The organism is Shewanella sp. SW32 (genome assembly GCF_025653365.1).
GTDB lineage: Bacteria > Pseudomonadota > Gammaproteobacteria > Enterobacterales > Shewanellaceae > Shewanella > Shewanella oncorhynchi.
Window position 1 is genome coordinate 131,438 of sequence record NZ_JAKKSJ010000006.1, and the last position, 26,780, is coordinate 158,217.

Below are 26,780 nucleotides of genomic sequence, written 5' to 3' on the forward strand. Positions count from 1 at the left end.
TACAACTCTCTATTACACAATCAGATCATACTCATCTTTGAGGATCTTAATAATATCTGCCTTAGGATTCGCTGGCAGCGGAATCGCCGCGCCAGTAACTTTCTCGGCAACGCCGGTGTAAGTGCGTGACACTTGCATCATGGCCTCAAGTGGGAGGTCATTGTCGCGGGCGAGGGCTTCACGCTCTGGCATTCTGTCTTTGTTGAGCAGCACATCAGGATCGGGGAAATGATTTAGCAGGAATTGGCGGAAACCCTCTTTAGAGTTTTCTAAAATCTTGCCATCGCGGTAGGCGGCGCCGTCCCAAATACGTGATGAATCTGGAGTGCCGACTTCATCCATGTAAATCAGTTTTGAATTACCGTTTTTGTCGGTGACATAACCGAACTCAAATTTAGTGTCGACAAACACTTGATCAATGTCGGCCAGTGCTTTTGATATCACTTTAAAGCCATCTTTTAACAGCTTCTCGTACAGGTCGATATCTTCTAACTTTTCAAAGCCAAAGGCTTGGTAGTTGGCTTCGATATCGCTGCGGCTGATGTTCACGTCATCTTGGGCTGGCACGCCTGGGATGCCGGTTAAAATACCCTTAGTCGATGGGGTGATTAACAGATCAGGGAGCTTTTGATCTTTTTCTAAGCCTTCTGGCAGTGTGATGCCACAGAATACTCGCTCGCCTTTTGAGTAAGCGCGCCACATTGAGCCTGTGATGTACTGGCGGCAAATGGCTTCGACTTTAATGGGGCGGGCTTTTTGGACTATCCATACGAACGGGTGCGGGATATCCAAAATATGGCTGTCGGCTAGGCCGTTTTCGGCGAACAGTTTAAACCAGTGGTTAGAAATCGCGTTTAATGCCGCGCCTTTACCGGGAATGCCTTTGAGGCCACCTTCACCGTGGAAGATACAGTCGAAGGCCGAGATACGGTCGCTGATCACCATGATGGCGAGCGGGGTATCTTCGGGGACGTTATAACCCTTGGTTTTGATTAAACGGCGGCTGTCGGCATCGGTTAGCCAGTAAACGCTGCGAACCTTGCCGCTGTGGACTGGGCTGTCGGTGCGGATTGGCAAATCGTTATTCACGGCTAATACGGAATCAGCAAGACTCATGACGAGTATTCCTTAGGATAGAGAGTGTAGGGATAAGGTTTTTATAAGTGTCGGTTTGCAGATGGACTATGGCGTTAGCAACAGCCAGATTCATTGCAACCGCTTTATTATTCGCGCTTGGCTTAGGGCGTAAAGCGTTCAGCCAGTTTGCGGGATTTGATGTTAAATCTTGAACAGCAAAAATTGTAGTTTCGGGCGGTGTTTGAATTGTGTCAGCAGGAGATAATGCAAGGGAGGGAACAAACGCAGGGCAAGGTTGGCACCACAGTGAAAGTGGTCTGCGAAAGCGGGCTGGGCCCGTGCCATTTTGCTCGAAAATGCTAACCATTAATCCGAGAGAACCTTGTTCTAGACTGCCGCGAAAAAGTGGCGACATTCTACCTTTTTTGACAAAATTTGCCACGGCTATTTGCATCGCTCTTTGCACAGATCTTTACTCAGCCCTTTATACTGCTCTTTACATAGTTCTGTGGCTTGAATCTAGCGGGCATAAGGATTTGCAAGGGAATCACGCGCTAACACTCAGTGCTGAGCATGATCGTGGGCTGGTGTTCTGCGGACGAGCTAATGTTGAAGGGCTGTATTTTAGCGCGCTGATATGCGAGCTTATGATGTAGCTGCAGCCGACAAGACCATCAAGCCAAATATCCAATGGAGGGAATATGAGCACAAGTCAGCATGTACATAATGATAATCAACGAGAGCTAGTATTAGAGCGGATTATCGATGCGCCGCCAGAAAAGCTGTTCCGCGCGTGGACCGAGCCAGAACTCCTCAAAATTTGGTTTACGCCAAGGCCGTGGACTGTGGCTAGCGCGAGCTTAGATGTGCGTGCCGGTGGTTCAAATGTGATCGTGATGCGCAGCCCTGAGGGGCAGGATTTCCCGAATCGTGGCGTGTATCTCGAGGTGGTTGAGAATGAGCGCATCGTATTTACCGATGCCTTTACTGAGGCTTGGGTGCCGTCCGATAAAGCCTTTATGACGGCAACCATCATGTTTGAACCTATAGATGGTAAGACCAAGTACACTGCGCGGGTGCTGCATTGGAATAGCGAAGATAGGCAGAATCATGAGGATATGGGGTTTTATCAGGGGTGGTCTAAGGCGACCGATCAGCTTGAGGAACTCGTCGCGAGCATTTAGCCGGTGAGTCTCAAGCCTCGTATCTGAGAGTAAACAATAAGCAGTACCTAGCCCAATTGCCCTGCATATTTTATTGCTGGGGATGGGGCAGGATTAGAGGTGTTATGTCGTCACAGAAAGAAGTGCCTGTACTTAAACAATCAGTGCTTGCGCCATCGCAACTCGCGCAAAGCGCGGCTTTGCAGGGCAATAGTTTTTTATCAAAACAGTTCAATGGTTTGTCGGAATTAGCCCAAGATCTACAGGGAATCGAGTTCGAGGATTGCTGCTTTCAAGACTGCCATTTTAGCGAGAGCACTTTCCGTAAGTGCAAGTTTATCGATTGCCGCTTTGTGCGTTGCAACTTAAGTTTAGTGAAAGTGCCCCAGTGTCAGTTTAGCGGGGTGGAGTTTGAGGAATGTAAGTTAGTTGGTATCGATTGGACCCGCGCCGCGTGGTCGCGTTTATCCTTTGCCGCGCCCTTTTCCTTTAAGCAATCCATCTTAAATGATTGCTCCTTTTTAGGTTTGTCCCTCGATGAAATCATCATCGAAGAGTGTAAGGCCCACGATGTCGATTTTCGCGAGGGCAGTTTTAATCAAGCCAATTTCACCTACACGGATTTTAGTCATAGTCTGTTTGGCCGAACTCAATTATTGGAGGCGGATTTCAGCGAGGCATCCAATTACGATATCGACATTTTTAACAATAAAATCAAAGGCGCTAAGTTTAGCCGCGACGAAGCGATTCGGCTGCTCAACTGTCTTGATATAGAATTAATGGATTAAGGATAGTGGTAGGTTTTTACTCAGCTTTTCACTCAACTTTCCACTCAGCATAGTGATGCTCATCCCACGAGTGTTATCGCAATTTACTGAAATATCTGTTTGTTTTTGAAGCCGCCATTTGTCCCATCTGGCGGCTTTTTCTGTCCGTTTTTTAAGACCTATTGATCTTATTCACGTATTTCAAGGTCAGTCCTAGGTTTTAGTTGCGGTAGATCACACCGAGCTTCCCTATGTGGTTTACCACAATACCCACCTACCTCTTTCGGGATAACAATCTCTGTGGATGAGCAGTGTATTCAGCGTATGCCGTGTATTTTGAAGATATGGTGACGCTGTTTTAACGCTTTATAACTAAAAAAGTAATCAAATCAGTGAGCAAACCTCTGCTCGATGGCGCCCAATGTGGCGACTGACGGGTGGGATGAGCGTGATGGAGGTAACCATGATTGAGCTTAATAGGCGAACCTTTTTAAAGGGAGCAGGAGCGAGCAGCGCCACGTGTGCGTTGGCCAGTCTGCTGCCGGGCAGCTTAGCGGCATTAGAGAATAAGCAGCTAAAGGGCATGGGCAAAGACATTGCCAGTATTTGTGAAATGTGTTCGACTCGCTGCCCGATTTCGGCGCGGGTGATTGAGGGCAAAAACGTCTTCATTAGTGGCAACAAGGCCGCTAAATCCTTTGGCGGTAAAGTGTGTGCCCGTGGCGGCGCAGGCCATAGTTTATTGTACGATCCACAGCGTATCGTTAAACCGTTAAAGCGGGTCGGTGAGCGCGGCGAAGGCAAATGGGCTGAGATCAGTTGGGATGAGGCTTATAAATTAATCGCTGAAAACCTCAATAAAATCAAAAAAGAACATGGCCCAGAAGCCGTGGCATTCTCGTCAAAATCTGGCTCACAAGAAAAGCATTTATTTCACCTTGCGACCGCCTTTGGTAGTCCAAATACCTTTACCCACGCGTCGACTTGCCCTGGTGGTTATGAAATTGCCGCTAAGGCTATTTTTGGCACTAAGGTCAAACGTGATTTAAGTAATTCTAAATACATCATTAACTTCGGCCATAACCTGTACGAAGGCATTAATATGTCCGAAACCCGCGGCATGATGGCGGCGCAAATGGACAAAGGTGCCAAGCTGGTGGTGTTCGAGCCAAGATTCTCCATTGTGGCCGACAAGGCCGATGAATGGTATGCCATTCGCCCCGGAACCGACGTGGCCGTCGCCTTGGCGTTATGCCATGTATTGATTGAAGATAATCTTTACGACAAGGCATTTGTCGCGCGTTATGTGGAAGGCTTCGAAGCCTTTGCCGCCGAAGTGAAAGCCTATACCCCTGAATGGGCTGAAACCATCTCCGATGTGCCTGCCAAAGACATTCGTCGTATCGCCCACGAATATGCCGCTAAAGCGCCCCATGCTGTGGTCGATTTTGGTCACAGAGCCACCTTTACCACCGAAGAGTTTGAGATGCGCCGCGCCCTTTACGCCGCCAACGTCTTGATTGGTAATATTGAGCGTAAGGGCGGGATTTATATCGGCCAGAAACCCGGTGATTACAACAAGCTTGCCGGTGAAGCGGTTGCGCCCGTATTGGCAAAACCTGGCGTGAAAGACATGCCAAAACCAGCAGCGAAACGTATCGATCAGGTGGAAGAACAGTACGCCATGATGTGGACATCGGGCGGCGTTTACCAAACCATTCTCGATGCCACATTAAGCGCTGTGCCTTACCAGTTACACGGTTGGGTGATGTCACGCACTAACCCAATGCAAACCATGACAGACAGAGCACGCGTTGTTGAAGCGATGAAAAAACTCGACTTTATCGCCGTGTGTGATGTGTATATCAGCGAAACCGCCGCCTATGCGGACGTGATTTTACCTGAGTCGACTTATCTTGAACGTGATGAAGAAATTGCTGATAAGTCAGGTAAAAATCCGGCCTATTATGTGCGCCAACGGGTCGTTGAAACCTTAGGTGATACTAAGCCTTCTTGGCAGATCTTTAAGGATGTGGGTGTGGCTATGGGCCTTGGCGAGTTCTATCCATGGGAAAACATGGAAACCCTGCAAATGCTGCAGGTGAACCGCGACACTGACCTGCTGCGCCGGATCAAAGACGAAGGTTTTGTGAGCTTTGGTAAGTCAATTATGTTGTGCGAGCCTAAGATGGTTGCCGAGTTTATTAAGGCATACCCCAATGCGCGACCTGCCGATGAAGACGGCACTTACGCCAGTGCACTGACCTTTAAAACCCCGAGTGGCAAGATTGAACTCACTTCCGCGAAAGTCGAAGCCATGGCACCGGGCCGTGGGGTGATCAAGTTCCGCGAAGTGAATCTTAAAAAAGCAGATGAGCTGTACTTTATCCAAGGCAAAGTGGCGGTGCACACCAATGGCGCCACCCACAATGTACCTATGCTCGCTAACCTGATGTCGGATAACGCTGTGTGGGTTCACCCCGTCACTGCGGGCAAATTAGGGATCAGCAATGGCGACCCAATCCGCCTCACCAGCAGTGTTGGCACAGAAGAAGGCCATGCCTTAGTCACGCCGGGTATTCGCCAAGATACTGTGTTTGCTTACATGGGCTTTGGTTCTAAAAACAAAGAGTTGGTCAGAGCAACGGGCAAAGGTATCCACTGCGGTAACTTACTGCCGCACGTGACTGCTCCTGTGTGTGGCATGACAGTGCACACCACGGGCGTCACGCTGGCAAAGCGCTAATCGGAGGCTTAAATGAATAAACGATATGTAATGGTGCACGACGAGAATAAGTGCATCGGCTGCCAAGCTTGTAACGTGGCGTGTCGCAGTGAAAATGGTGTACCCGAAGGCGTAACTCGTCTGCAAGTGCGTGTGGAAGGCCCCTTTGGTGAGATGCCTAATCTGCATTTCAAATATCACAGGGTATCTTGCCAGCAATGTGAAGATGCACCCTGCGTTAAGGTGTGCCCTACGGGTGCGGCCTATGTGGGTGAAGACGGCATTATCTCTATCCATACCGAGAAGTGTGTCGGCTGTATGTACTGTGTGGCAGCGTGCCCTTATAAAGTGCGCTTTATGAACCCAGAAACCAAGGCGGCGGATAAGTGTAACTTCTGTAAAGACAGTCGTTTAGCACGGGGCGAAGAGCCAGCGTGTGTGACAGTGTGTCCAACCGATGCCTTAGTGTTTGGTGATGCCAATGATCCACGCAGTGAAGTGGCCATCATGCTCAACACTAAAATCACTTACCAAGATAAAACCCATTTGGGCACTAAACCTAGGGTATATCGCGTTCCTACCAAAAGAGGGGGGATTTGATTATGAACAATACTTGGGGCGACATGGCGCAATATGATCCTGTCACTTGGCACTGGGTCATCGCCGTTTACCTGTTTATGGCGGGGTTATCCGCGGGCAGTTTACTGATTGGCATTGGTTTGCGCTGGGCGAATAAGGAACTCAGCGCGGGAGCTGAAAGCAGCATTCTTAAGGCGGCAGCCATTATTGGGCCTGTAGCAATTAGCTTAGGTCTAGCTTGCTTAGTGTTTGACTTAACCAAACCATTCCACTTCTGGTTGATCTTAATTCACTATAACTTCCAGTCTGTGATGGCAATCGGGGTACTGGCGCTGCTGGCGTATTCTCCCTTAGCTTTTGCGTACGCCATTATTGTGCTGCGGGATGACTTACCAAAATGGGGGTTGGGTTTCCTAACACCTATCGCTAAGTTACTTATGCCATTTCGAAAGCTGATTGAAGTATTGTTGTTTGTCCTCGCCATTGGCGTAGGGGCTTACACTGGCTTCTTAATTTCGGCGATGAATGCCTATCCTATGCTCAACACTGCGGTACTGCCTGCGCTGTTTTTAGTGTCAGGTCTATCCGCGGGCGCTGCGGCAAATGCGGTACTGGCGTTGCTGATGTTTAAGACTGACAGCCACGACAAAACCTTAGTGAAGATGCACGGTTTAGAATTGCCTGTGATGGCGATTGAAATCCTGTTCCTGTTCATGCTGTTCTGCGCCTTGTACTTCAAGGGCGGCGCGGCGGCTGCGGCCTTAGCATCGTTAACTTCTGGGCTATGGGCAAGCGTGTTCTGGATAGGCGTTGTCGGTATAGGTTTTGGTATTCCATTGCTGTTTATGCTGCTACCCGCCGCGACTCGCCACACTAAGGGCGCGATGATCATGGTGGCTTGTGCGAGCTTAACGGGCGTACTCGCCTTAAGACACTTTATTGTGTACGCAGGGCAAAGCTATTTAAACTGAGTGTAGATAGGCTTTACATATTGAGAGATAAAGAAAAAGCACTGGCAATGTCAGTGCTTTTTATTGCTTGAATCTTGAGAAGGTTTGCCAGTACAAGCGGGACGCTTATTGGGGTAATAACTCGATAACCGACTTCATCGTTAGCACTAAGGCGCTGATACTGCACAGGACTAACGTCGCCATCTTTGTCTTCTCTTTATCGACACGGCCCACTAATCGTCCTGCGACTAAGTAACCTAAAATCACTGAGGGGAGCAGCATCAACGACAGCCACAGATGTTTTAATTCTAATAAGCCAGTGATCGCTAAAATGATCAGTGCAATCATGGAGCTAAAAATGAAAAAGGCCGACAGGGCAGCGCGAAACTGCGAGGCATCTTTGCCTGCCAACAAAATCGCCATCGGCGGGCCACCAATCGCGGCGATATTGCCGAAGATCCCTGAAACCACGCCCGCACCGAAGAGGGTTTTCTTATTCACTGGCAGGCTGAATTTATACAGGCTAAGGATCACTGCGACAGTCACAATGGCGGCGATGGATAAACCGAGTATGGGTTGAGGCGCAAACAGCAATAAACTCGCGCCGATAAAACCGCCTGGCACGCGACCTATGAGCGCATATTGCAAGCCATTGAATTCTAAGTGACCGCGCTCACGCACTAAGGTCAGCAGGGCGATGGAGAAACCCATAGCAATAACAGGCGCAGGTACAAGTTGTGGATCGACGATATACAGCAAAGGACTGGCGACAACCGCAAGCCCAAACCCAATAAGACTTTGGGTTAATGCGCCCAGAAACACGACCAGCGAGGCTAAGGCGAGTGTCTGTGGATCTATCATAGAAAACATAGGATTTCCTATATCCCAAACCAACTCAAGATGGTGAAATTTAAAGTTTGAAGTCGCTTGGGTATAAACAAAAAGGGATCGTTAACGATCCCTATTGATGAGCACTGTGATATGACTTTGAAAGCGACGAGTCGCTATTCCATGTCTTCCCACTCTATTCCCATTTGATCCATCAACAACTTGGCTTCGGCGGGAATGCTGTCTGGGTTATCTTTTGACAGATCTTCATCGTTGGGCAATGGCTGGCCAGTGTAGGCGTGCAAAAATGCCTCACACAACAGCTCGCTGTTGGTGGCGTGACGCAAATTATTGACCTGACGACGAGTACGTTCGTCCGTGAGGACCTTAAGCACTTTGAGCGGAATAGACACAGTAATTTTTTTTACTTGTTCATTCTTCTTGCCATGTTCAGCATAGGGGCTGATGTATTCCCCATTCCATTCAGTCATTGACTCACCTGTTATAACGCTAAATTCGGGGCAGATTTTAAACCCTTACAAAGAACAGTCAAATTATTGCTACTATTTCTTTGTGATTGCAAACAGATTTCTTTATGTTCAGACGTCTAAACGTCTTCACGCCTATTGACGATGGCGTTGGGCTTAGGTACATTTAGACGTCCAGACATCTCTATCAGTCTACCGAATTTAGGAGTCCCCCATGGCAGAGCGTCAATTAGCCACACTGGCAGTGCGTCAGGGTATCGAAAGCGATACTCAATATGGCGCAGTTGTGCCACCGATTTATTTGTCGACTAATTACGCCTTCGATGGTCATAAAAATCCCCGCGAATTCGATTACAGTCGTTCAGGCAACCCAACGCGCTGCATTTTAGGCGAAGCATTAGCGCAATTAGAAAAGGGCGCCACTGGCATAGTGACGTGCACTGGCATGGCGGCCATCACCTTAGTGACTACTTTGCTCGGCCCCGATGACTTATTAGTTGTGCCCCATGATTGCTATGGTGGTTCCTACCGTTTATTTACCAACTTGGCGAAGAAAGGCCAGTTTAAGCTCATTGTGGTCGACCAAACCGACAGCCAAGCGTTAGCCGCCGCCATTGCACAGAATCCTAAGATGGTGTGGCTCGAAACCCCATCGAACCCGTTATTGCGTGTGGTAGATATCGAAGCCATTGCTAAGGCGAGCCATGAGGTCGGCGCGCTGGTGGTGGTCGATAACACCTTTTTATCGCCGATATTGCAACAACCCCTATTGTTAGGCGCGGATATCGTTATCCACTCCACCACTAAATATATCAATGGTCACAGCGATGTAGTCGGCGGCGCAGTGGTCGCCAAAGACGCGCAAATCGGCGAAAGCTTACATTGGTGGTCGAACACTCTAGGCTTAACGGGGTCAGCCTTTGACAGTTATCTGACCCTGCGCGGCCTGCGTACCTTAGCGGTGCGTATTCGCGAGCATCAAGCCAATGCCCAGCGTATTATTGAGGTATTAACGCAAAGCCCTGTGGTGAGTAAAGTCTATTACCCAGGGCTTGCGGATCACCCAGGCCACGCCATTGCGGCCAAGCAACAACAGGGCTTTGGCGCTATGCTGAGCTTTGAGCTCAAAGGCGGCGAGGCCGAAGTGGTGGCCTTTTTAGGTGCACTCAGCTTATTTAGCGTGGCGGAAAGTTTAGGTGGCGTCGAAAGTTTAGTGGCAGTGCCCGCCACTATGACCCACAGAGCCATGGAGCCGCAGGCGCGCTTCGAGGCTGGTATTAAGGACACCCTATTGCGTCTATCGGTGGGTATTGAAGATGCCGCCGATTTAGTTGCAGATATTCAAGCAGGATTAGCCGCCGTTGCGGCTTGTCAGTAGAGGAATAATAGATGGCACGTTGTCACTTACATAAATTTGGTGGCTCCAGTTTAGCGGATGCCGATTGTTATCGCCGAGTCGCCCATATCCTGTTAACCCACGGTCATAGTGATGATCTCGTGGTGGTCTCTGCGGCGGGTAAAAGCACGAATTTCCTGTATAAATTATTAGCGCTGCGTGATGCGGGTCAGCTATGGCAAGAAGAATTACAAGTGCTCATCAGTTACCAACAGGGGTTGATTGAGCAGTTGTTGTCGAATGAACAAGCCCGCGATCTGCGTGAGCGTTTGGCCACTGATAAAGCGCAACTCATCAGCTTGTTGTCTTTAGATGAGCGCAATGAATACCAAATCAACCATGTGGTGAGCTTTGGCGAACGTTGGTCGGCACGTTTAATGGCGGCGCTGCTGCGCGAATCTGGCGTGGTAGCAAGCCATGTGGATGCCTGTTCAATTTTAGTGGCCGATGAAGCCGCTGTGCCGCAAATTCGGGTACAGGAATCCCGCGCTAAAGTACAAGCCCTATTAGCTGCGCATCCCAATGAACGCTTAGTGATCACAGGATTTATCTGCGCTAACGAGCGTGGCGATACCTTGTTACTTGGTCGTAATGGTTCAGATTTTAGTGCCAGCCTGATTGCTAGTCTCGCCGATATCGAGCGCGTGACTATTTGGACCGATGTGGAAGGGGTGTTCAACGCCGATCCTAATAAAATCAACGATGCCAAGTTACTGAAAAGCATGTCACTTGCCGAAGCCGATCGCCTAGCGCGTTTAGGCTCGCCAGTACTACATTCGCGCACTCTGCAGCCTTTGTTTAATACCGAAGTGAGTTTAGCGGTACGCTCAAGTTATGCATCCCACACCGACTTTACCTTGATCGCGCCCCACAGTTCGTCGGCGAGCGCACCTGTGGTGACGAACCTTAATGCTGTTGTCCTGTTCGGCTTTAAACTCACGGGTGAGTTAACCCGTTTATTAGATCTATTGATCGCCGCAGGTTTAACGCCATTGGCCCATTGGACCTCTGCCCATCAAAGGGTTGAACTTGCCTATACCGCTGAGAATCAAAAACAAGTTCAAAGATTACTCGATGCCGAGGCAGAAGCATTAGGGATCAGTGATCAGCAGATCAACACAGATTTTGGTTTAGTCGCATTAGTAAGTGCCGACGCCGAACATTATCGCCGCAGCTTCGCCCGCTTACTGAGCCGTGATGCTAAACCTTTGTTCAGTGGCGATTTAAGTTTAGTGACGTTAGTGCCCCAGTCACAGGTGAATCTGTTAACCCAAAAAGTCCATCGTCGCTGCGCTGGCCCGCGTAAACGCATTGGCGTCCTGCTGCTCGGTGTGGGTAATATCGGTGAGGCTTGGATCGATCTGTTTAAGTCGGTTTCACCATCATTGGACCATGAACTCGAAGCCAGTGTTGAGTTAGTCGGTTTAGTCAGTTCGAGTAAAGCCTTGATTAAATCCACTGGTATTAATCTTGCCGCGTGGCAAACAGAGTTTAATACTGAAGCAACGCCTTGGCAGTATGAACATTTATTCGAGCAATTAGAGCAAGTTAACTGCGATGAGCTGGTGGCCTTAGATATCAGTGCTAGCGCCAGTTTGACGCTGCAATATCCAGAATTGTTCGAGCGTGGCATCCATGTGGTGAGCGCGAATAAACTTGCGGGCTCGGGTCCATTGCCTTTCTATCGAGAGTTAAAGCAGCAACTGGGTAATCGTCGTTTGTTTTGGCGTTATAACGCCAGCTGTGGCGCAGGTTTACCCATCCAACATGCGCTGAATGATTTGCGTAACAGCGGTGATAGTGTTGAAGCGGTAGGCGGGATTTTCTCTGGCACCCTGTGTTGGTTATTTGAGAAATATGATACCAGCAAGCCATTTTCAGAATTAGTGATTGAAGCCAGAGGCTTAGGCATTACTGAACCCGATCCCCGCGACGATCTCTCCGGTCGTGATATGCAGCGTAAACTGCTTATTTTGGCCCGTGAAATAGGCCTTGAAATCGAGCTCGAAGATATTGAACTGCGCTCACTCGTGCCAGCCGATTTGGCCGACATTCCCTTAGATCAATTTCTCACCCGTATTGCCGAGTTAGATGCCGATCTGTTGCAACAGTATGGTGCGGCGGCGGAGCAAAATAAGGTGCTCAGATATGTGGCATCCTTAGACAACAGCGGCCCAGAGCTCAAGGCCGAGGTGGGTTTGCAGTGGATTGATACCCATCACCCTTACGCCAACTTAACCCCTGGTGATAATGTGTTTGTGATCCGCAGTGTCTTCTACCAAGGTAATCCGCTGATCATCCGTGGACCGGGCGCCGGACGCGAAGTGACAGCGGCGGCGGTGCAGTCGGATCTGACTCAGATCTGTCGCGATCTGCTGCAGGAATAACGCGATATCAAGCCTCTTAAAGGACTCATTCGAGTCCTTTTTTATTGGCTAGAATAAATCTATCGAATTAACCGAGATTAAATGCGGTTTATGGGTATTTTTTGGCTTGACTTACATCTCAGTTTCTCTAGTATATGGACATATAGACGTCCAAACGTCCATTTTAACTAATTCATACTAGCAAAGAGTAGCGCCAAGGGCGGTTGAGGAAATACACATGGCTTTTCATCACGCACAACATTCACAATCGCTAAACCAGAGCTTGTCTGAGCTTAATGGCGATATTAATGTTTCTTTTGAGTTTTTCCCGCCATCGACCCCCGAAATGGAACAGATCCTGTGGAACTCTATTCGTCGTTTAGAGCCGCTGAATCCTAAGTTTGTGTCTGTGACTTACGGTGCTAACTCAGGTGTGCGCGACCGCACCCATGGCGTGATTGAACGTATCCAACAGGAAACCGATCTCGTTGCCGCACCGCACTTAACCTTAGTGGATGCTAGCGATGAAGAGTTATTAGAACTGGCCAAACATTACTGGAAGTCGGGCATTCGTGACATAGTGGCACTGCGGGGTGATTTACCTGCGGGCAGCCCCAAGCCCACTCGTTTTGCGGTGGATTTAGTGCGTTTGCTGCGCTCAGTGGCTGACTTTGATATTTCAGTTGCGGCCTATCCAGAAGTGCATCCCGATGCGAGCAATGCACAGGCGGATTTGATCAACCTCAAGCGCAAGATTGATGCGGGCGCCAGCCGTGCTATTACCCAATTTTTCTTCGATGTGGAATCCTACCTGCGTTTTCGTGATCGCTGCGTTGCCGCCGGTATCGACGTTGAAATTGTGCCGGGCATTTTACCTGTGACTAACTTTACACAGCTAAAACGTTTTGCTGGCATGACCAATGTGTCGTTACCGAATTGGTTACATAAGCAATTCGACGGCCTAGAAAACGATGCGGGTACACGCCAATTGGTGGGGGCAAACGTGGCCATCGACATGGTGAAAGTGCTGTCCCGCGAAGGCGTGAAGGATTTCCATTTCTACACCTTAAATCGCGCCGAATTGACCTACGCGATTTGCCACACTTTAGGCGTGCGTCCTAAATAAAACCTTATAAAATAAGCTAATAAAAACGCCGCAGAGAATGCGGCGTTTTGTTTTGTTTTGTTTAAATTCTAAATTGAGCTAATAAAGTTGTTAAACGGGCTGCGAGTTGGGCAAGTTCATCGCCAGCGCGTGCGGTTTGTACCGCACTATCTGTCGCATTGGTCGCAATATCATTGATGTTATTAACATTTTTATTAATTTCTGCCGAAACCGCACATTGCTCATTTGCAGCGCTGGCGATCTGGATATTCATCTGGCTAATGGTGGAAACCGCATGGGTAATGGCTTCGAGTGCTTCACCCGCTTGGTGAACTTGGGATACACAGCTTTGGGTGGTGCGGGTGCTGGTTTCCATCGCATTGACTGTGGACTTAGCTTTATGCTGAAGCGCTTCGATCATTTGCTGAATTTCCGTCGTAGATGCTTGAGTGCGGCTCGCCAGAGTGCGTACTTCATCGGCAACGACTGCAAACCCTCGACCTTGTTCTCCCGCCCTTGCGGCTTCAATTGCCGCATTGAGTGCGAGTAAATTAGTTTGGTCGGCAATATTACGGATAACCACAAGCACAGAATCGATTTCAGCGGTATTACGCTCTAATTCATTGATTTCACTCGCTGCTGTGGCTATTTCCTCGGCCAATATGGCGATAGTAGTTACCACTTTTTGTACAACCAATTTGCCTTGTTCGGTTGAGTCATTGGCATGATTGGCGGCATCGGCCGCATCGGTCGCATTATGGGCAACTTCTTGTACCGTTGCGGCCATTTCATTCATTGCGGTGGCAACTTGCTCGGTTTCGAGGTGCTGACGACTCGCCATCTTCTGGGTTTCCCGCGTAATGCTCGACATTTCTTCAGCAGAGGTGGCGAGCAGGCTTGTTGAGTCGGCGACGTGGGAAACTGTGTTGTGAATTTTTTCTACAAAGCGGTTGAATGCCATCGATAATTCAGCAATTTCATCCTTACCTTTTACCGCGATTCTGCGGGTTAAATCGCCTTCACCTTCAGCGATATCATTCATGGCTTGGGTGGTTTCAGCGATAGGGCGAGTAATGCCTTTGGCAATAAACCAAGCAATGGCAGTTCCAATGACCAGAGCCACTAAACCGATAAGGATCAACTTAAGGCGAATATCCGCTATCGCTTGTTCTGAATGGGTTCTATCCATCGCAATATCGAGTACCCCAAATACGTTTCCTGAATAATCTTTTATGGCGTTGCGATACAGAGCATAGGTTTTGTTATTTAAGGAAATAGTGCGTATGACTTCATGGCCTTGCATGACGTTATTGAGTTCATCTGTCGCTTGGGTATCAGGCGTGAATGTAGCGCCAAATAACTTATATCCAGAATCATCTGGCAAGATGAGGGCAATTTCTGCTTGATAGGCTTGTTTAAAATTATCAAAAAAGGGTTGACCGAAGGACATGCCAAACTCAACTGATCCTGTGTGTTGCCCGTTGTAACTCATTGGAACTAAACCACGAATACCTAATCCTTCCACTCCATATTCCAAGCCATAAAGAGGGCGCTTTTGGCTATTTGTTTCAACTATGGTCTTGCGTATGCTGGTGAGATCATCGCCAAATTTTTCGGGACGATGCAAGCGTAGAAAAGAAGTGGCTGGTGGCCTATGAAATTGGAATTGCTGAACCGCAAAATCGCGCTTAAGTTGGGTGAATATAGGTAAGGTACGGGTGGTGAGTTCATCACGCTCGCCTGTTGCAAAGGTGCTTTGAACTTCTGGTGTGAGTGAGATGATGGTTGCCATTGCTTCGGCTAACTTGCCCGATGAGGCTATCTCGGCAACAGCGGTTTCATAGATCTTATGGAGTTCTCTTTGCTCGGATTCTGCAACTTGGCGACTGAATTCAGAGAGAACGAGCGGCATGATAAAGCTCATTACTGTTAACAGTAATAGACAGATCCCAATAACGATCCTCGTACTAATTTTTAGATTTATCAAAACAGCCTCCAATTCATGTGCAAATCAACTCAATTTATCCGTTTGATATTATAGAGATACAACTTGATAAGATTTGAGAGGGCGCGAACCTTTTTAAGTTATTTATTCCCTCTTACGCTCGTTTCGTGCCCTTGGACACAGATCTATTTGGGGCCTAAATATTTACTTAGCCTGCTAACTAAGTATAATGCTTAGCACGCTAACTAAGTGGGTGAGCAAGATGCAAAAAGAATTAGAGCGACTAAAAGAGTTATCACTGGCGGAGCATTTAGGCCGTCTGCATCGACTGTGGCGTACCGTGGCCGATGTTGAGCTGGCACCTTTAGGATTAACTCATCCCCGTTGGACTGCCCTTTGGAAACTGCTGCGTTTAGGCGACAGCGTGAGCCAGAAAGTATTGGCCGATGCCTTGGAAATTGAATTGGCTTCGCTAATGCGCACCTTAGGGCAATTAGAAGAGCAAGGTCTAGTCGAGCGTCATTGTTGTGACAAAGATAAGCGAGCAAGAATTGTGAGCCTGACGCCAGCGGGATTAGATGTTTTAAAGCAAATGGAAGCGCGGATTATTCAAGTGCGCCGTGAGTTATTAGGCGGGATCAGTGCCGAAGAGTTGAGCGAATTTGAACGCATTATTAGCCTGATCAGCGACAACGCCAGCGCCAAATTAACCAAGGTTACAGACACCATTTTGTGAGAAAGAAGATGACACCGGATCAACAGTTTGCCCGTTTAGTAAAATTTGCCATGTTTGGCTTTGTGATGGTTTTTGGCTATTTCATGCTGGCCGACACTATGATGCCATTGACGCCTCAAGCCATGGCGACCCGTGTAGTGACTAAAGTGACACCGCAGATCAGTGGTAAAATCCAGACTATAGCCGTGACCAATAACCAAGCGGTTGCCAAGGGTGATTTGTTGTTTCAAGTCGATCCCGCACCCTATGAGTTAGCGGTATCGCAAGCTAAATTGGCCTTAGAGCAAGCCCGTCAAGATAATGCTGAGTTAGATGCTTCGCTACTGGCTGCTAAGGCCGAGGTCAATGCCAATAAAACTACCTCACAACAAAAACGCAGTGAGGCTAAACGTCTCGATGCCCTGTATGCCACCCATGGCGTATCGCAGCAGCAAAAGGAGCTAGCCGATAGCGATGCCGCAGCTGCTGAAGCTAATGTGCTTGCCGCCAATGCGCGTTTAGAAAAACTCAAAGTGAGTCGTGGCAGTTATGGCGAAGAGAATCTTAAAGTGCGTCAGGCGCAAAACCATTTAGCCCAAGCCGAGCTTAATCTGTCTTACACCCAAATACGTGCCGATCAAGATGGGATAGTGACTAACTTGCAATTAGAAGTCGGTAGTTTTGCGACCGTGGGGCAACCTCTGTTGGCCGTGGTATCGGATAAAGTGGATATTATTGCCGATTTTCGCGAGAAGAGCCTGCGTGGCGTCAATGCTTCTTCGACCGCTTTGATTGCGTTCGATGGCGAACCTGGGCGTTTATATCGTGCGACGGTGAGCAGCGTCGATGCGGGCGTGAGTGCAGGGCAATTCGATGCCAATGGCCGTTTAGCCGCGCCGCAGGAATCGGACCGTTGGGTACGTGATGCCCAAAGATTGAGACTGCATTTGGAGTTAGATGGGATGGCGATGAACAGCTTACCTGCGGGTGCGCGCGCGACTGTGCAACTGCTGCCCGAGAATAGCCTTTTTAGCTTGCTCGCTAAGGTGCAGATTAAAGCAATCAGCTTGCTGCACTATATTTACTAGCCTATTTACTAGAATGTTTACCAGCATATTTATCGGCATATCCATTAGTACTTATCTGTGTTGACGAGCACGAGTGACTCGCGGTGGTTTGTATTTGCCGCGAGTGGCTTGAGTGAACGCTTCAAAGCAACATAAGTGTGAACGCAGCATAAGCCAGCTAAACATCCTCATTTAATGTATCGATAGAACAAGGCGACGAGCATGTTACTACGCCATAGCCCATTGACGGCCAACGATTTACGCCAGTGTTTACGGATTGCGACTGGCGCGACCTTAGGTTTTACCCTGTGTAAAATTTTTGGTTGGAGCAATGGAGTCTTCTTCACTGTGACACCTATGCTACTACTCGGATTAGTGCCAGTGATGAATGGTCATGCTATGCGCCAATTATTAGCTTCATCTGCCATGGCTGGGTTAGAGGTTGGGTTACTCGGCGGTTTCTTTGGCAGCCATCCCAGTATGATGACTCCCATCGTTTTCCTATTATTTTTATACCGCTTTGCGGCCATGTCCCGCGGCAGTTTGTTTCTCTTTGGTGCCAACGGTGTGCTGAGTCTCAGTATCATGCTGCACTTTGCTAGCTATCCAGGGGTTGACTTAAACGACTTAGTTTTCAGTAACTTTTGGGCGACCGCAATGTCGGTGGTTATCGCCTACGCTATGACGGTACTCTGGCCCGATGTTGAACCAAGAGCGGCTTACAAACCTGGGCCTAAGGCGCCGCATCGAATGCGCCACGAAGCCTTGCTCGGCGCTACCATAGCGACGGCATCGTTTCTGGTGTTCCAAATATTTGATCTGCGGGATTCGATGTCGGCTCAAGCGACCACTCTTTTGCTATTGTTTCCTATGCATTGGAATGGTGCACTCGACTATGCCCGTAAGCGCGCCATAGGCACCCTGTTGGGGGTGTCGTTTGGGATACTCGTGCAGTTGCTGCTCTATGATTGGTCAGGGCTATTGATGTTAGTTGTCCCCTTGTTGTGGATCGGACTGATGATTTTTAGCCAAGCCCATGTGCGCGAGGCGAATGGCTCTGGCGTGGGTTTTGGTGCTATGACCACGTTAGGGATTTTGTTTGGGCAGTATTTGACCCCAGGTAACGACTTAATCTTCAGTGCCTTATACCGAGTGAGCAGTATTTTAATCGCTATCGTTGGCACGTTACTTTTATGCTATTTGATACATAAGTTATTGAATCGTTTCGAATCGACGCGATTTGGTTATTGAGCAGGCCACTAAGTATTGAAGGCTTGCAGCTTAACCTTGTACAGAGTAAGGTAAATTTATCCCGTTTGAATTGAACAATAAGTGACTCTTAATGAATGTTAAGGCTCATTTATTGGCTGTTTTAAAAATGAGCGGCTGATTTTAAAATGGGTTTAGTGTGTGAGCACAAACATAAATAACAATAACCCCTATGCTTTAGAGCTTAATTCTCTTCAAGGATAGAACATGAAGATTAAAACATTAGTCATAGGCTTAACGCTATGTAGCGGCTATGCCGCTGCCGCCGAGCCTTCTGACAAACAATCGATGAACGTTATCCCACAAGCTGCACAGCTATGTGTGTCTTGTCATGGGGCTGCGGGTGAGGGTATTGAACCACTTGGCCCTCGATTAGCGGGATTATCTAAAGAATATATCTCGACACAATTGCAGCATTTCCAAGCGGGCGTTCGCCAAAACGCGACCATGATGCCGATGGCAATGACGCTCCAAGGTGACGGTATTGAGCAAGTGTCGAGCTATTTTTCAGCTAAGCCTGCCAATGACGTCAAGCCTGTTATCCGCGGTGAACAAGTTGTTTTTAATGACGACACCGCCCGTTTAGCCTATCAAGGTGATTGGTCCCGTGGTTTACCAGCCTGCGTGACCTGCCATGGTCCTTCTGCATTAGGTGGCGGCTTATTTCCTCGCTTAGCAGGTCAACAGGCGAGTTATATCAAAACGCAATTATTGGCATGGCAGTCGGGAACACGTAAAGGTGACGTCGATGGCATGATGGGGAGCGTCGCGAATAAGCTCACCGTCGCTGAGATTGATGCGTTAGCCAACTACTTTGCGAATTTAAAATAAGGAGCCGGCCATGAAATATTCCGCAATGTTATTACTGGCCGCGATGGGGTCGTTAACCGTTCAGGCGCAAGCTGAAACTGAGCCAGTACAAGAACGCCCAGATAAGCAAGCTCCGCTGCCTTCTTTCCCTAAGGTCGCAGATCAAACCTATCTTACCCCTAGACCTTTGAGTGCGATTCCCGAAGGCGCCTTTGGTGACAAAGTGCGTTTAGGTTATCAACTGTTTGTGAATACCCAACAGCTGCGTGATAAGTATGTGGGTAATGAGCTTAACTGTACCAATTGCCATATGGATGCAGGCCGTAAAGCCAATGCATCACCCCTTTGGGGCGCGTATTTTGCTTATCCGGCGTATCGTAAAAAAGACAATAAAGTTAGTAGCTTTGAAGAACGCATCCAAGGCTGTTTTAACTATTCGATGAATGGTAAAGCCCCAGCATCAGGTAGCCCTGAGTTAGTGGCGCTTTCTGCTTACGCTTATTGGTTAGGCATGGGCGGCTTGATGGATGAGGCTAATATCAGTGGCCCTGTTCCTGAGATCAGTGATGCTGAGTTAGTCAAAGGTGCCAAGCGGGATGACTTCCCACTACCAGAGGCATTAGCTAAGGCTATGACAGTTGAGCAACGTGCTAACTTGCCGGGGCGAGCTTATCCTGAGATCCCAAAACCCGAACAAGCCTATTCACCTGAACGGGGTAAAGCCGTGTATGTCGCCCATTGCCAAACTTGTCATGGTGTTGATGGGCAAGGTCAAGCCATTGCGGGTGTGTATGCACTGCCGCCGCTGTGGGGACCTCAAAGTTATAACTGGGGAGCGGGAATGCACAGGGTCAATACTGCCGCATTTTTCATTTATGAAAACATGCCCTTTGGTAAGAGCATGCAGCTGACGAACCAACAGGCTTGGGATGTTGCCGCTTACATCAACTCCCACGAGCGTCCGCAGGATCCGCGTAACAAGGGTGATGTGAAGCAAGCGCAGGAGAAATACCATAATGACAGTGATTACTATGGTCTCACGGTCGATGGCAAAGTCTTAGGCACTGAGTCCTATCCGATTTTTCCTAAGAAGTCATAGTTGAGCCGCTTTTATTCAGTGCTCGTTTGATGAAATAAAGCGAGTAAATAAAGCAGAAAAGCCAGTAAGCCTATAGCCTTGCTGGCTTTTTTATTAATTAGCCCAAGAGTTTAGGCTTGTCATGGCACTTTCTCACCGACACGCAGCTAGTCCATCCGTGGATGCTCGACCGCCCCGTCTGATGTGAAAGGATTCACCAATGCTGTGATGGCATGGATGCCAAAAAGCGGTCATGGGGCGGTCGTCTTGTATAAGGTCAATACGGCCTTACGGTCGAGGTAAATCAAAGTCTTGGAGCTTTGTCCCATACCTGATTATGTATATGTTTAGTCATTGCGGCCTTACGGCCGAGGTGAATCAAGGTCGTGGTGCTTCACCCCACACCCGACCAAGGAGGACTGCTCGTCCTATCCTCCTTGGATGCTCCAAGACGCCCCTAACGGAGTTGAAAGCCCCTTGGGCATTTAGCGTCCTTATGCTATCGCGTCAGACGCTCGTCCCTGATTCGACTGACACTATCTCGGCATCCATGCCTCGATCACGCAACGAACACAAATGCCCTGCGGCAACTCCGAGGGGAGGATGAACTTCTGTAGTCTCGGTGTTGGCTGTTAATCCCAAAAGAGTTGTGCCTATTCCATTTTTCTTGCCACAAAAGGTCGTGATTAGCACACAACATGGATAGCAGTTCTGGGTTTCTCCAAGCTGAAACAGATTGTATTTCGAACTTGATAAGTGCTAATTTACTGAAATATTTGATTTATTATATCAAGCTAACACTTTAAAACAGGGTTTAAACGAGAAGTCTTGGCAATCACGTTATGCATCAAGGAGAATTCAAGCATGGGGTTCTTAAACAGGCTATTTGGCAAAAGGAAAGAACAATCAATTCCAGAGCCTTCTCAAATGATCGAAAAACCATCTGAAAAAGAAATTTTTGAATCACCTTCCATGCTTGCCGCATGGGTAGATGAATTTATTGTTCGATCTTCCAGTGTGGAAGACGATTTTAATCTTGCGCCAGACGAAGATGTCCGAGACAGCTTGAATATAACGTACGAACAAGTCGAACGCCTTGCTAGAGAAGAAGGTTTACTCCGCGCGGTAGGAGCCTGCTTTCTTATAAAGCAATACTATGATGACTCATTCTATTTAAAATATTTCTCTGCAATTTATAAATCTGTTGCTATGCATATGTATTCAGAGCCTACTCCCGATGAAATCCGTGATACCCGAGATGCATTGGAATCGTACGTTAACTTCATTGTCAATCCAGAAGATGAAGAGCTTAAGGAGTTTAAGAGACAATATCTCTATCGAATTTACGATGATAATAATAACTTCTGTAAGTTAATGCTTGCTGGTATTGGATCTCTGCCTATATATACAGCACTTGCTACTTTCGAATTGATGAGAGATGCATATTACAAGGTAACTCAAGGTATACCTTATGAAAGTGCAAAATTGATTGTCGAGGCAATGGAAAAAGTGGAGTGAAGAAAGATCGGACAGGCATAACTCTTTCCGGATTCACTGCCAACACAGTAGTAATAGGAGTTCACCTTCCCCTGCGAAGTTGCCGCGGGGCGTTGGAATAAATTGCGTGAGTCCGGTAATGGATGACCGGCTAGCTTTCGCAGGTGCAGGGACGCATCCTTCGGAAGCGATAGCAATTTGTCCATAAGACCGAGGCCTGTCTCTAATGCATGTAACTTCGCTAGGGGGCGGCAAGGGAGATCCAAGAGGGAATTGCTGTTGATCCCCTATTGGTCGGGTGTGGGTTGAAGACCCACGACTTTGACTTATCTCGGCCGTAAGGCCGCAATCAATATAGCATTGTGCTAAACAGCACCAATATTAGCCTGAGGGGTGAAGCCCCACGACTTTTTAACTAAAGCATTCAAACGTAGTTTGGAAAGTTTTAAAGTCTCACTTTGGTGCCAATCAATTAAGTTTGAGTTGCAAAAATCTATTATGATCTCCGGGCTATAACAACTTATCTTGCTATAAGGATTACCGTGTCTCAGCCATTGGAAGAACCTAAGTTAGAAACTGCGCAAATTTGCCCTCTGTGCCAAGGCGCGAATCAATGTGCTGTGATTTTAGGTAAGGGTATTGAGGATTGTTGGTGCGCTCTGCAAACATTTCCACCTTTGGCCGCCTTGCAAGCGCAAGCATCAGATTCGCCGCTAGGGGTCATCAACCATATTTTACCGTCTGCCGATGCCTGTATTTGCCAAGCTTGTTTAATCCAACTTAAGCAGGGGTTAAGTCAGGGGCAGATTGCAGAGCAGGATGAAAAAAGCCCATCGAGTGTAAGCGATGGGTTAGGGCATGAGGTGAAGTAATGAGTTATCGACCGATTGTGTAATCCAGTTGCACAGTGGTTTGTGCCTCAACGGCTATACCATTTTCAAACTTGGGTGCGTAACGCCATTTATTTAAGGTTTCAATACTCTTTTTTTCAAATAAAGCACCACCCTTAGAGGCTAAAATTTCAGGATTTTTCACGAACCCATGTTCATCGACAGTAAATTTAAGCTGAACCCAGCCACTTTTACGTTGCTTAGCATAGGACATTGGATAGTCTGGTACGATACGGAAAATAGGTTGTTGTTCCTGTGCGTCGGCCCAAGGACGCATTTTGCCGATAGCAATACAGTGGGCGGTGGACTCGTCACGCTTTCCTTGGCGCTCATAGAGTTCGACTAAATAAGCGTGGGCACTTAAGGCATAGGGATGGCTAAAGTTAAGGGCTTCAAACTGCTTCACGACTTCTAAAAGCAATGGCATCGCCTTGTCATCATGCTTTTCTGCATACTCAACTGCACCCACCACATAGGTTGCCTTGACTCTGTCTATGGCGTTCTCTGGTAAAATCTCTTTATAAATATCATAGGCATCGAAGGCATAGCGTCTTACGCTTTTGGTGTATAGCTCTGTATTTGATAAGCGGTTGAAGGCGGCCATTTTTACATCGGCGAGCAGTTTCTTTTTATCGGATTTTTCAGCAATTGCGATAGCAGTAAGCAAATCATTTTTCGCATCTTTGGCTTCAACGGCGGTTTGTGCAGCCCCCAGTAAGGGGTCGATAAGCTCAAGCGCTTCTTTGCCATAATGAACTTTATAGTTTGCAAGAGCGAGCTGATACAACTCATTTGCCTTCGCCGTTTTTGGCAGATTCTTTTCTGCAAATGGGTAAGGGGCGACTTGCTTTTCTATCGCGCTGGCCCAGTTCATGGCGAGATTCGCTAAGTCGACACTGTCTTTGGCATATTGGGCTTCGCCGAGTAGATAAGCGGTTTTTGCGCTTGCTTCAATATTTGCAGCATCGCCTTTTTCTACGGCTGCTTGATAGTCACTATAGGCTTTGGCAAAGCTATTTTCTGAGGCATGCACGCTAAGAGAAGTGCCTAAAGTGAGGGCAAGAAGACAGGCAATTGGCAGCATTTTTCCGTGCGACATTCTATATATCCTTATTATTTATGAATTTAGATGATACATAGGTGTACATTTTGAGGCAAGTTAGTTTGGCTTTTGTTAATGATGCTTGTGGGGAATTCAGATAACTGAGAACTGAGAGCTGAGATTGAAAATAAGCGAGCCCAGCTGAAACTGAGTTCGCTTATTTATCAGTGCCTTGTCGTTTTACTCGCTGCAATCACTTAGCAGTGAAAGTCACTGCGAACTGTCCAAGCGCGCCGTATTCAAATTTGCAGATCTGTGCCAATGGCAGATCGAGGACGCCAGCGTAAGAGCCTGTGATCACATATTGCCCTTGAGTTAAGCTAATGCCTTGGGCGGATAAAAAGTTAACTAACCAGTAGAGTCCCGCCTTAGGGAAACCGTTAGGATGAATGGCGGATTTTTGCAGTGTGTCGCTTTGCTGGTGCTCGCCATTGGCAATATCAACGCTGAGTTCAAAACAGCTCGTCTCTAAACTTTCTTGCGGATTAAGCACTGGCCCTAACCACAGTCCTTGATTGACTAAGCCATCGGCGAGGGCATCAAAATGCGTCGCTTCACTGGGTGTGTGGTAGCGGCTTTTGATCAATTCCAAGGCTAAGCGTGTGTGGCCTAAGGCCTCGTCGATTTCAGCCTCTGTGTAAGGCGTGCTTCTTGGCGGTAAATCGCGAGCAATCTCGAAGGCGAGTTCGGGTTCGACTCGGGCCAGGCCTTTAGTCGATGGATAGAGTGGGCAAGTGGTCGATTGTTGATATACATCATCTTGATAAATAGGCGCTACGACGGTTTTTTCCGCCGTTGGTAATAGGCATTTCCACGCCGCGATAGGATTGTTATCGCTTGCTTTAAATATTTCTGCTACGGCTTGTTGAATAGCGAAGGCCTGTTCGAAGCTGGTTGGCCTCAGTTCTGGGATCAGTAAATCGCCGCTCGTGCCTGCTGCGCGGCGCTCGGCTAATTCTTTGGCTGCGGTATTAATATGCGTTTTAACTTGTTCGATCGTGGCGGTAGATAACATTAACTTTCCTATTTAAAGCGTTAGCTTAAAAAGAAGTGGCCTAGAGAGTGTGTGACAGAAGCCATTTTTATGGGCCAAATATACTCGGTTATTGGCAACGCGGGAAATGCCAATGTTGGCTTTCGGGGTAAATCTGCTGCAGTTGAATCAAGAGTGCGGCCAATATTCCAATTATCGTAAGATGTTGAAACTTGCCTCACATAAGTGTCAGCTAAAGTATCCAATCTAACGCGAATGTTTCCATGCTGATCCGCTAGATATTGTGTTGGCTCAGTGCCAGAATGGCTGTCCATTTTGCGGTTTCTACTGGACTCCTCCGTGAACCTTAGCCATAACGCCCCTCAGGCAAATAATCATGCTCAACTCGGGCTCCTGTTCATCTCAGTTGCGGTTTTATTTTGGGGCATGTTACCTATAGCATTAAAGCTCTCTGCGGCCTTTATTGATCCCGTAACTCTTACTTGGTTTCGTTTTCTGGTCGCGCTTTTAGTCAGCATAGTGATCCAATGGAGCGCAGGTAGTCTTAAGCAATTTGCAGCACTCGATGCCAAAGTTTGGTTAAGGTTAGTGCTTGCTGGCATCTTCTTGATGCTCAATTATGTGTCTTTTGTTTACTCACTCGATTACCTCGCACCCGGCGCCGCCCAACTTAATTTCCAGACTTCGCCCTTTTTCCTCGCGTTTGGTGGTGTGTTGTTTTTTAAGGAACGGCTTAATGCGGTGCAACTCAGCTGTTTTGCAACCTTAGCTTTAGGTATGTTGATGTTTTTCCATCCTAATTTAAATTTTTCTGGGGCTAATAATCATCAGGTTTGGATTGGGGTGATGATCATCCAGTTCTCAGCACTGTCGTGGACTAGCTATGCCTTATTGCAAAAATCCTTACTGAATCGTTTGTCGCCCGCGAACGTGCTCTTAGTGATCTATGGCTTAGGTATTTTCGTAATGGCTCCCTTTAGCGACTTTAGTCAGTTTGTCCGTATGGACAGCTTCGATTGGCAGATAGCACTGTTTTGCGCCGCCAATACCTTGATCGCCTATGGCTGTTTTGGCCAGTCGATGAAGTATTGGCCGACGGCGCAGGTCAGTGCCATGTTGGCCCTAACGCCAGTATTTAGCTTTAGTGCCACGGCGTTAGTGGTGAGTCTTGGCTGGTGGCCAGAAGTATTCCGCGCTGATGAATTAGATGGTTTATCTCTGCTGGGGATTGGCGTGATTATTGTGTCTGTGATGGTGGTGCAATTGCTGCCTATGTACCGTAATCGTCAGGCGAAGCGTTTGCAGGCTGTCTAACGCAGACATTTTATCTATGGGAAAGGCCAGTGATCACTAGACTCAGCGAATTAAAACTCCAGGATATCCGTGGCGTCATCTTCGATCTCGACGGCACCTTAGCGCATTCTAATCCCGATTTTGCTGGGCTGCGGCGTGAGTTGGGGATTCATTCTGGTACAGATATCTTGGCCCATGTCGAGAGTCTCAGTACTGATGAAGCACGGGCTAAGGCGTTAGACATTGTCCATGAGTACGAAAGACAAAGTTCACTCAAGGCCAGTTGGATTGATGGCGCGAGGGAGCTTATCGAATGCCTACGGGCCAAGTCACTGCCCTTGGCTATTTTGACTCGCAATATGCCAGAAGCGGCGCAAATCACTATCGATAAACTCGGCATAGATATCGCTCTGGTATTAACGCGCTATGATGCGCAGCCTAAGCCGCATCCCGAAGGTATTCATCTTATTTGCCAGCAGTGGCAACTCGCGCCCGCAGAGATCTTGTATGTGGGCGATTATCTGTTTGATCTACAAACTGCGCGCAATGCGGGTAGTCACTGCGCCCTCTATTGCCCTGAAACTATTCCCGACTATGCCCAAGCGGCTGATTTACTGGTCTCTTGCTACCACAGCCTGATTAAAGCATGGCCTAAATAATTTATGCTTATGCGGTT

24 protein-coding genes are annotated in these 26,780 nt (G+C 47.9%); 17 read left to right on the top strand and 7 right to left on the bottom strand.

What is annotated here, in order from left to right; all coding sequences use genetic code 11:
- Positions 1-12: 12 nt before the first annotated feature.
- Together L5M28_RS05100 and L5M28_RS05105 are read right to left on the bottom strand one after the other, a co-directional pair.
- On the bottom strand, positions 13-1,116 hold the full coding sequence (locus L5M28_RS05100; RefSeq protein ID WP_263202670.1) for a phosphoribosylaminoimidazolesuccinocarboxamide synthase: 1,104 nt from the start codon (positions 1,114-1,116) through the stop codon (positions 13-15).
- Complete coding sequence (locus tag L5M28_RS05105; protein ID WP_317629999.1) at positions 1,103-1,531, bottom strand: hypothetical protein; 429 nt, start codon at positions 1,529-1,531, stop codon at positions 1,103-1,105. The genes L5M28_RS05100 and L5M28_RS05105 overlap by 14 nt, the downstream gene beginning before the upstream one ends.
- Positions 1,532-1,778: 247 nt before the next feature.
- Here L5M28_RS05105 and L5M28_RS05110 point away from each other — a divergent pair, with 247 nt between their 5' ends.
- From L5M28_RS05110 to nrfD, 5 genes are all read left to right on the top strand, one after another.
- A complete protein-coding gene (locus L5M28_RS05110) occupies positions 1,779-2,261 on the top strand; it encodes an SRPBCC family protein (RefSeq protein ID WP_131524358.1) in 483 nt (160 codons plus the stop codon).
- A 104-nt stretch (positions 2,262-2,365) separates the two neighbouring features.
- On the top strand, positions 2,366-3,028 hold the full coding sequence (locus L5M28_RS05115) for a pentapeptide repeat-containing protein (protein WP_107402699.1): 663 nt from the start codon (positions 2,366-2,368) through the stop codon (positions 3,026-3,028).
- Between the two features lie 442 nt (positions 3,029-3,470).
- Entirely contained in the window at positions 3,471-5,753 is a 2,283-nt protein-coding gene (gene phsA, locus L5M28_RS05120; RefSeq protein ID WP_263202672.1) for a thiosulfate reductase PhsA, read from the top strand.
- 12 nt (positions 5,754-5,765) lie between these two features.
- Positions 5,766-6,332 (top strand): 4Fe-4S dicluster domain-containing protein, encoded by a 567-nt coding sequence (locus tag L5M28_RS05125; RefSeq protein WP_006083218.1) that lies wholly within the window; start codon positions 5,766-5,768, stop codon positions 6,330-6,332.
- A 2-nt stretch (positions 6,333-6,334) separates the two neighbouring features.
- A complete protein-coding gene (gene nrfD / locus L5M28_RS05130; protein WP_263202674.1) occupies positions 6,335-7,282 on the top strand; it encodes an NrfD/PsrC family molybdoenzyme membrane anchor subunit in 948 nt (315 codons plus the stop codon).
- Positions 7,283-7,387: 105 nt separating this feature from the next.
- Here the strand turns inward: nrfD and L5M28_RS05135 are convergent, their stop codons facing one another.
- Together L5M28_RS05135 and metJ are read right to left on the bottom strand one after the other, a co-directional pair.
- Positions 7,388-8,131 carry a sulfite exporter TauE/SafE family protein gene (locus L5M28_RS05135; protein WP_263167722.1) on the bottom strand — a complete coding sequence of 248 codons (744 nt, stop codon included), beginning with the start codon at positions 8,129-8,131 and terminating at the stop codon, positions 7,388-7,390.
- Positions 8,132-8,265: 134 nt separating this feature from the next.
- Entirely contained in the window at positions 8,266-8,580 is a 315-nt protein-coding gene (gene metJ, locus L5M28_RS05140; protein ID WP_105251319.1) for a met regulon transcriptional regulator MetJ, read from the bottom strand.
- A gap of 211 nt (positions 8,581-8,791) precedes the next feature.
- Here metJ and metB point away from each other — a divergent pair, with 211 nt between their 5' ends.
- The 3 genes from metB to metF all read left to right on the top strand — a co-directional run bounded on the left by metB (position 8,792) and on the right by metF (position 13,465).
- The gene (metB, locus tag L5M28_RS05145; protein WP_198573399.1) at positions 8,792-9,955 is read left to right on the top strand and encodes a cystathionine gamma-synthase; all 1,164 of its coding nucleotides are present in this window, start codon (positions 8,792-8,794) and stop codon (positions 9,953-9,955) included.
- 11 nt (positions 9,956-9,966) lie between these two features.
- Positions 9,967-12,360, top strand: coding sequence for a bifunctional aspartate kinase/homoserine dehydrogenase II (locus L5M28_RS05150; RefSeq protein WP_263202676.1), 2,394 nt, complete (start codon positions 9,967-9,969; stop codon positions 12,358-12,360).
- 217 nt (positions 12,361-12,577) lie between these two features.
- Entirely contained in the window at positions 12,578-13,465 is an 888-nt protein-coding gene (metF, locus tag L5M28_RS05155; RefSeq protein WP_012088154.1) for a methylenetetrahydrofolate reductase, read from the top strand.
- A 61-nt stretch (positions 13,466-13,526) separates the two neighbouring features.
- On the opposite strand, the gene L5M28_RS05160 is transcribed toward metF, so the two are convergent.
- Complete coding sequence (locus L5M28_RS05160; protein ID WP_263202685.1) at positions 13,527-15,428, bottom strand: methyl-accepting chemotaxis protein; 1,902 nt, start codon at positions 15,426-15,428, stop codon at positions 13,527-13,529.
- Positions 15,429-15,651: 223 nt separating this feature from the next.
- Between L5M28_RS05160 and slyA the strand changes: the two genes are divergently transcribed.
- From slyA to L5M28_RS05195, 7 genes are all read left to right on the top strand, one after another.
- Positions 15,652-16,125, top strand: coding sequence for a transcriptional regulator SlyA (slyA, locus tag L5M28_RS05165; RefSeq protein WP_220776938.1), 474 nt, complete (start codon positions 15,652-15,654; stop codon positions 16,123-16,125).
- An 8-nt stretch (positions 16,126-16,133) separates the two neighbouring features.
- Positions 16,134-17,192 (top strand): HlyD family secretion protein, encoded by a 1,059-nt coding sequence (locus tag L5M28_RS05170; RefSeq protein WP_263202678.1) that lies wholly within the window; start codon positions 16,134-16,136, stop codon positions 17,190-17,192.
- A 201-nt stretch (positions 17,193-17,393) separates the two neighbouring features.
- Entirely contained in the window at positions 17,394-18,422 is a 1,029-nt protein-coding gene (locus L5M28_RS05175; RefSeq protein ID WP_263202680.1) for a DUF2955 domain-containing protein, read from the top strand.
- A gap of 225 nt (positions 18,423-18,647) precedes the next feature.
- Positions 18,648-19,271 carry a c-type cytochrome gene (locus L5M28_RS05180; protein ID WP_113940045.1) on the top strand — a complete coding sequence of 208 codons (624 nt, stop codon included), beginning with the start codon at positions 18,648-18,650 and terminating at the stop codon, positions 19,269-19,271.
- Between the two features lie 10 nt (positions 19,272-19,281).
- Positions 19,282-20,349 carry a c-type cytochrome gene (locus L5M28_RS05185; RefSeq protein ID WP_263142115.1) on the top strand — a complete coding sequence of 356 codons (1,068 nt, stop codon included), beginning with the start codon at positions 19,282-19,284 and terminating at the stop codon, positions 20,347-20,349.
- 843 nt (positions 20,350-21,192) lie between these two features.
- Positions 21,193-21,846: a hypothetical protein gene (locus tag L5M28_RS05190; RefSeq protein WP_263198321.1), complete on the top strand. Its 654-nt coding sequence runs from the start codon at positions 21,193-21,195 to the stop codon at positions 21,844-21,846.
- A gap of 521 nt (positions 21,847-22,367) precedes the next feature.
- On the top strand, positions 22,368-22,697 hold the full coding sequence (locus L5M28_RS05195; protein WP_263198544.1) for a cysteine-rich CWC family protein: 330 nt from the start codon (positions 22,368-22,370) through the stop codon (positions 22,695-22,697).
- A gap of 4 nt (positions 22,698-22,701) precedes the next feature.
- Here the strand turns inward: L5M28_RS05195 and L5M28_RS05200 are convergent, their stop codons facing one another.
- Positions 22,702-23,814, bottom strand: coding sequence for an energy transducer TonB (locus L5M28_RS05200; protein ID WP_263198543.1), 1,113 nt, complete (start codon positions 23,812-23,814; stop codon positions 22,702-22,704).
- Positions 23,815-24,010: 196 nt separating this feature from the next.
- The gene (locus L5M28_RS05205; RefSeq protein WP_263202681.1) at positions 24,011-24,832 is read right to left on the bottom strand and encodes a hydratase; all 822 of its coding nucleotides are present in this window, start codon (positions 24,830-24,832) and stop codon (positions 24,011-24,013) included.
- Between the two features lie 318 nt (positions 24,833-25,150).
- Here L5M28_RS05205 and L5M28_RS05210 point away from each other — a divergent pair, with 318 nt between their 5' ends.
- Together L5M28_RS05210 and L5M28_RS05215 are read left to right on the top strand one after the other, a co-directional pair.
- Positions 25,151-26,125, top strand: coding sequence for a DMT family transporter (locus L5M28_RS05210; protein ID WP_113940039.1), 975 nt, complete (start codon positions 25,151-25,153; stop codon positions 26,123-26,125).
- 29 nt (positions 26,126-26,154) lie between these two features.
- Positions 26,155-26,763 carry an HAD family hydrolase gene (locus L5M28_RS05215; RefSeq protein WP_263198540.1) on the top strand — a complete coding sequence of 203 codons (609 nt, stop codon included), beginning with the start codon at positions 26,155-26,157 and terminating at the stop codon, positions 26,761-26,763.
- Positions 26,764-26,780: the final 17 nt, after the last annotated feature.

Excerpts from the sequence above, each read along its gene's own strand:
- L5M28_RS05100 (WP_263202670.1), bottom strand. The coding sequence starts at position 1,116 with ATGAGTCTTGCTGATTCCGTATTAGCCGTGAATAACGATTTGCCAATC.
- L5M28_RS05175 (WP_263202680.1), top strand. The coding sequence starts at position 17,394 with ATGTTACTACGCCATAGCCCATTGACGGCCAACGATTTACGCCAGTGT.
- L5M28_RS05180 (WP_113940045.1), top strand. The coding sequence starts at position 18,648 with ATGAAGATTAAAACATTAGTCATAGGCTTAACGCTATGTAGCGGCTAT.
- L5M28_RS05190 (WP_263198321.1), top strand. The coding sequence starts at position 21,193 with ATGGGGTTCTTAAACAGGCTATTTGGCAAAAGGAAAGAACAATCAATT.
- slyA (WP_220776938.1), top strand. The coding sequence starts at position 15,652 with ATGCAAAAAGAATTAGAGCGACTAAAAGAGTTATCACTGGCGGAGCAT.
- L5M28_RS05150 (WP_263202676.1), top strand. The coding sequence starts at position 9,967 with ATGGCACGTTGTCACTTACATAAATTTGGTGGCTCCAGTTTAGCGGAT.
- metJ (WP_105251319.1), bottom strand. The coding sequence starts at position 8,580 with ATGACTGAATGGAATGGGGAATACATCAGCCCCTATGCTGAACATGGC.
- L5M28_RS05115 (WP_107402699.1), top strand. The coding sequence starts at position 2,366 with ATGTCGTCACAGAAAGAAGTGCCTGTACTTAAACAATCAGTGCTTGCG.
- L5M28_RS05125 (WP_006083218.1), top strand. The coding sequence starts at position 5,766 with ATGAATAAACGATATGTAATGGTGCACGACGAGAATAAGTGCATCGGC.
- L5M28_RS05135 (WP_263167722.1), bottom strand. The coding sequence starts at position 8,131 with ATGTTTTCTATGATAGATCCACAGACACTCGCCTTAGCCTCGCTGGTC.
- nrfD (WP_263202674.1), top strand. The coding sequence starts at position 6,335 with ATGAACAATACTTGGGGCGACATGGCGCAATATGATCCTGTCACTTGG.
- phsA (WP_263202672.1), top strand. The coding sequence starts at position 3,471 with ATGATTGAGCTTAATAGGCGAACCTTTTTAAAGGGAGCAGGAGCGAGC.
- L5M28_RS05105 (WP_317629999.1), bottom strand. The coding sequence starts at position 1,531 with ATGCAAATAGCCGTGGCAAATTTTGTCAAAAAAGGTAGAATGTCGCCA.
- metF (WP_012088154.1), top strand. The coding sequence starts at position 12,578 with ATGGCTTTTCATCACGCACAACATTCACAATCGCTAAACCAGAGCTTG.
- metB (WP_198573399.1), top strand. The coding sequence starts at position 8,792 with ATGGCAGAGCGTCAATTAGCCACACTGGCAGTGCGTCAGGGTATCGAA.
- L5M28_RS05170 (WP_263202678.1), top strand. The coding sequence starts at position 16,134 with ATGACACCGGATCAACAGTTTGCCCGTTTAGTAAAATTTGCCATGTTT.
- L5M28_RS05205 (WP_263202681.1), bottom strand. The coding sequence starts at position 24,832 with ATGTTATCTACCGCCACGATCGAACAAGTTAAAACGCATATTAATACC.
- L5M28_RS05200 (WP_263198543.1), bottom strand. The coding sequence starts at position 23,814 with ATGTCGCACGGAAAAATGCTGCCAATTGCCTGTCTTCTTGCCCTCACT.
- L5M28_RS05185 (WP_263142115.1), top strand. The coding sequence starts at position 19,282 with ATGAAATATTCCGCAATGTTATTACTGGCCGCGATGGGGTCGTTAACC.
- L5M28_RS05110 (WP_131524358.1), top strand. The coding sequence starts at position 1,779 with ATGAGCACAAGTCAGCATGTACATAATGATAATCAACGAGAGCTAGTA.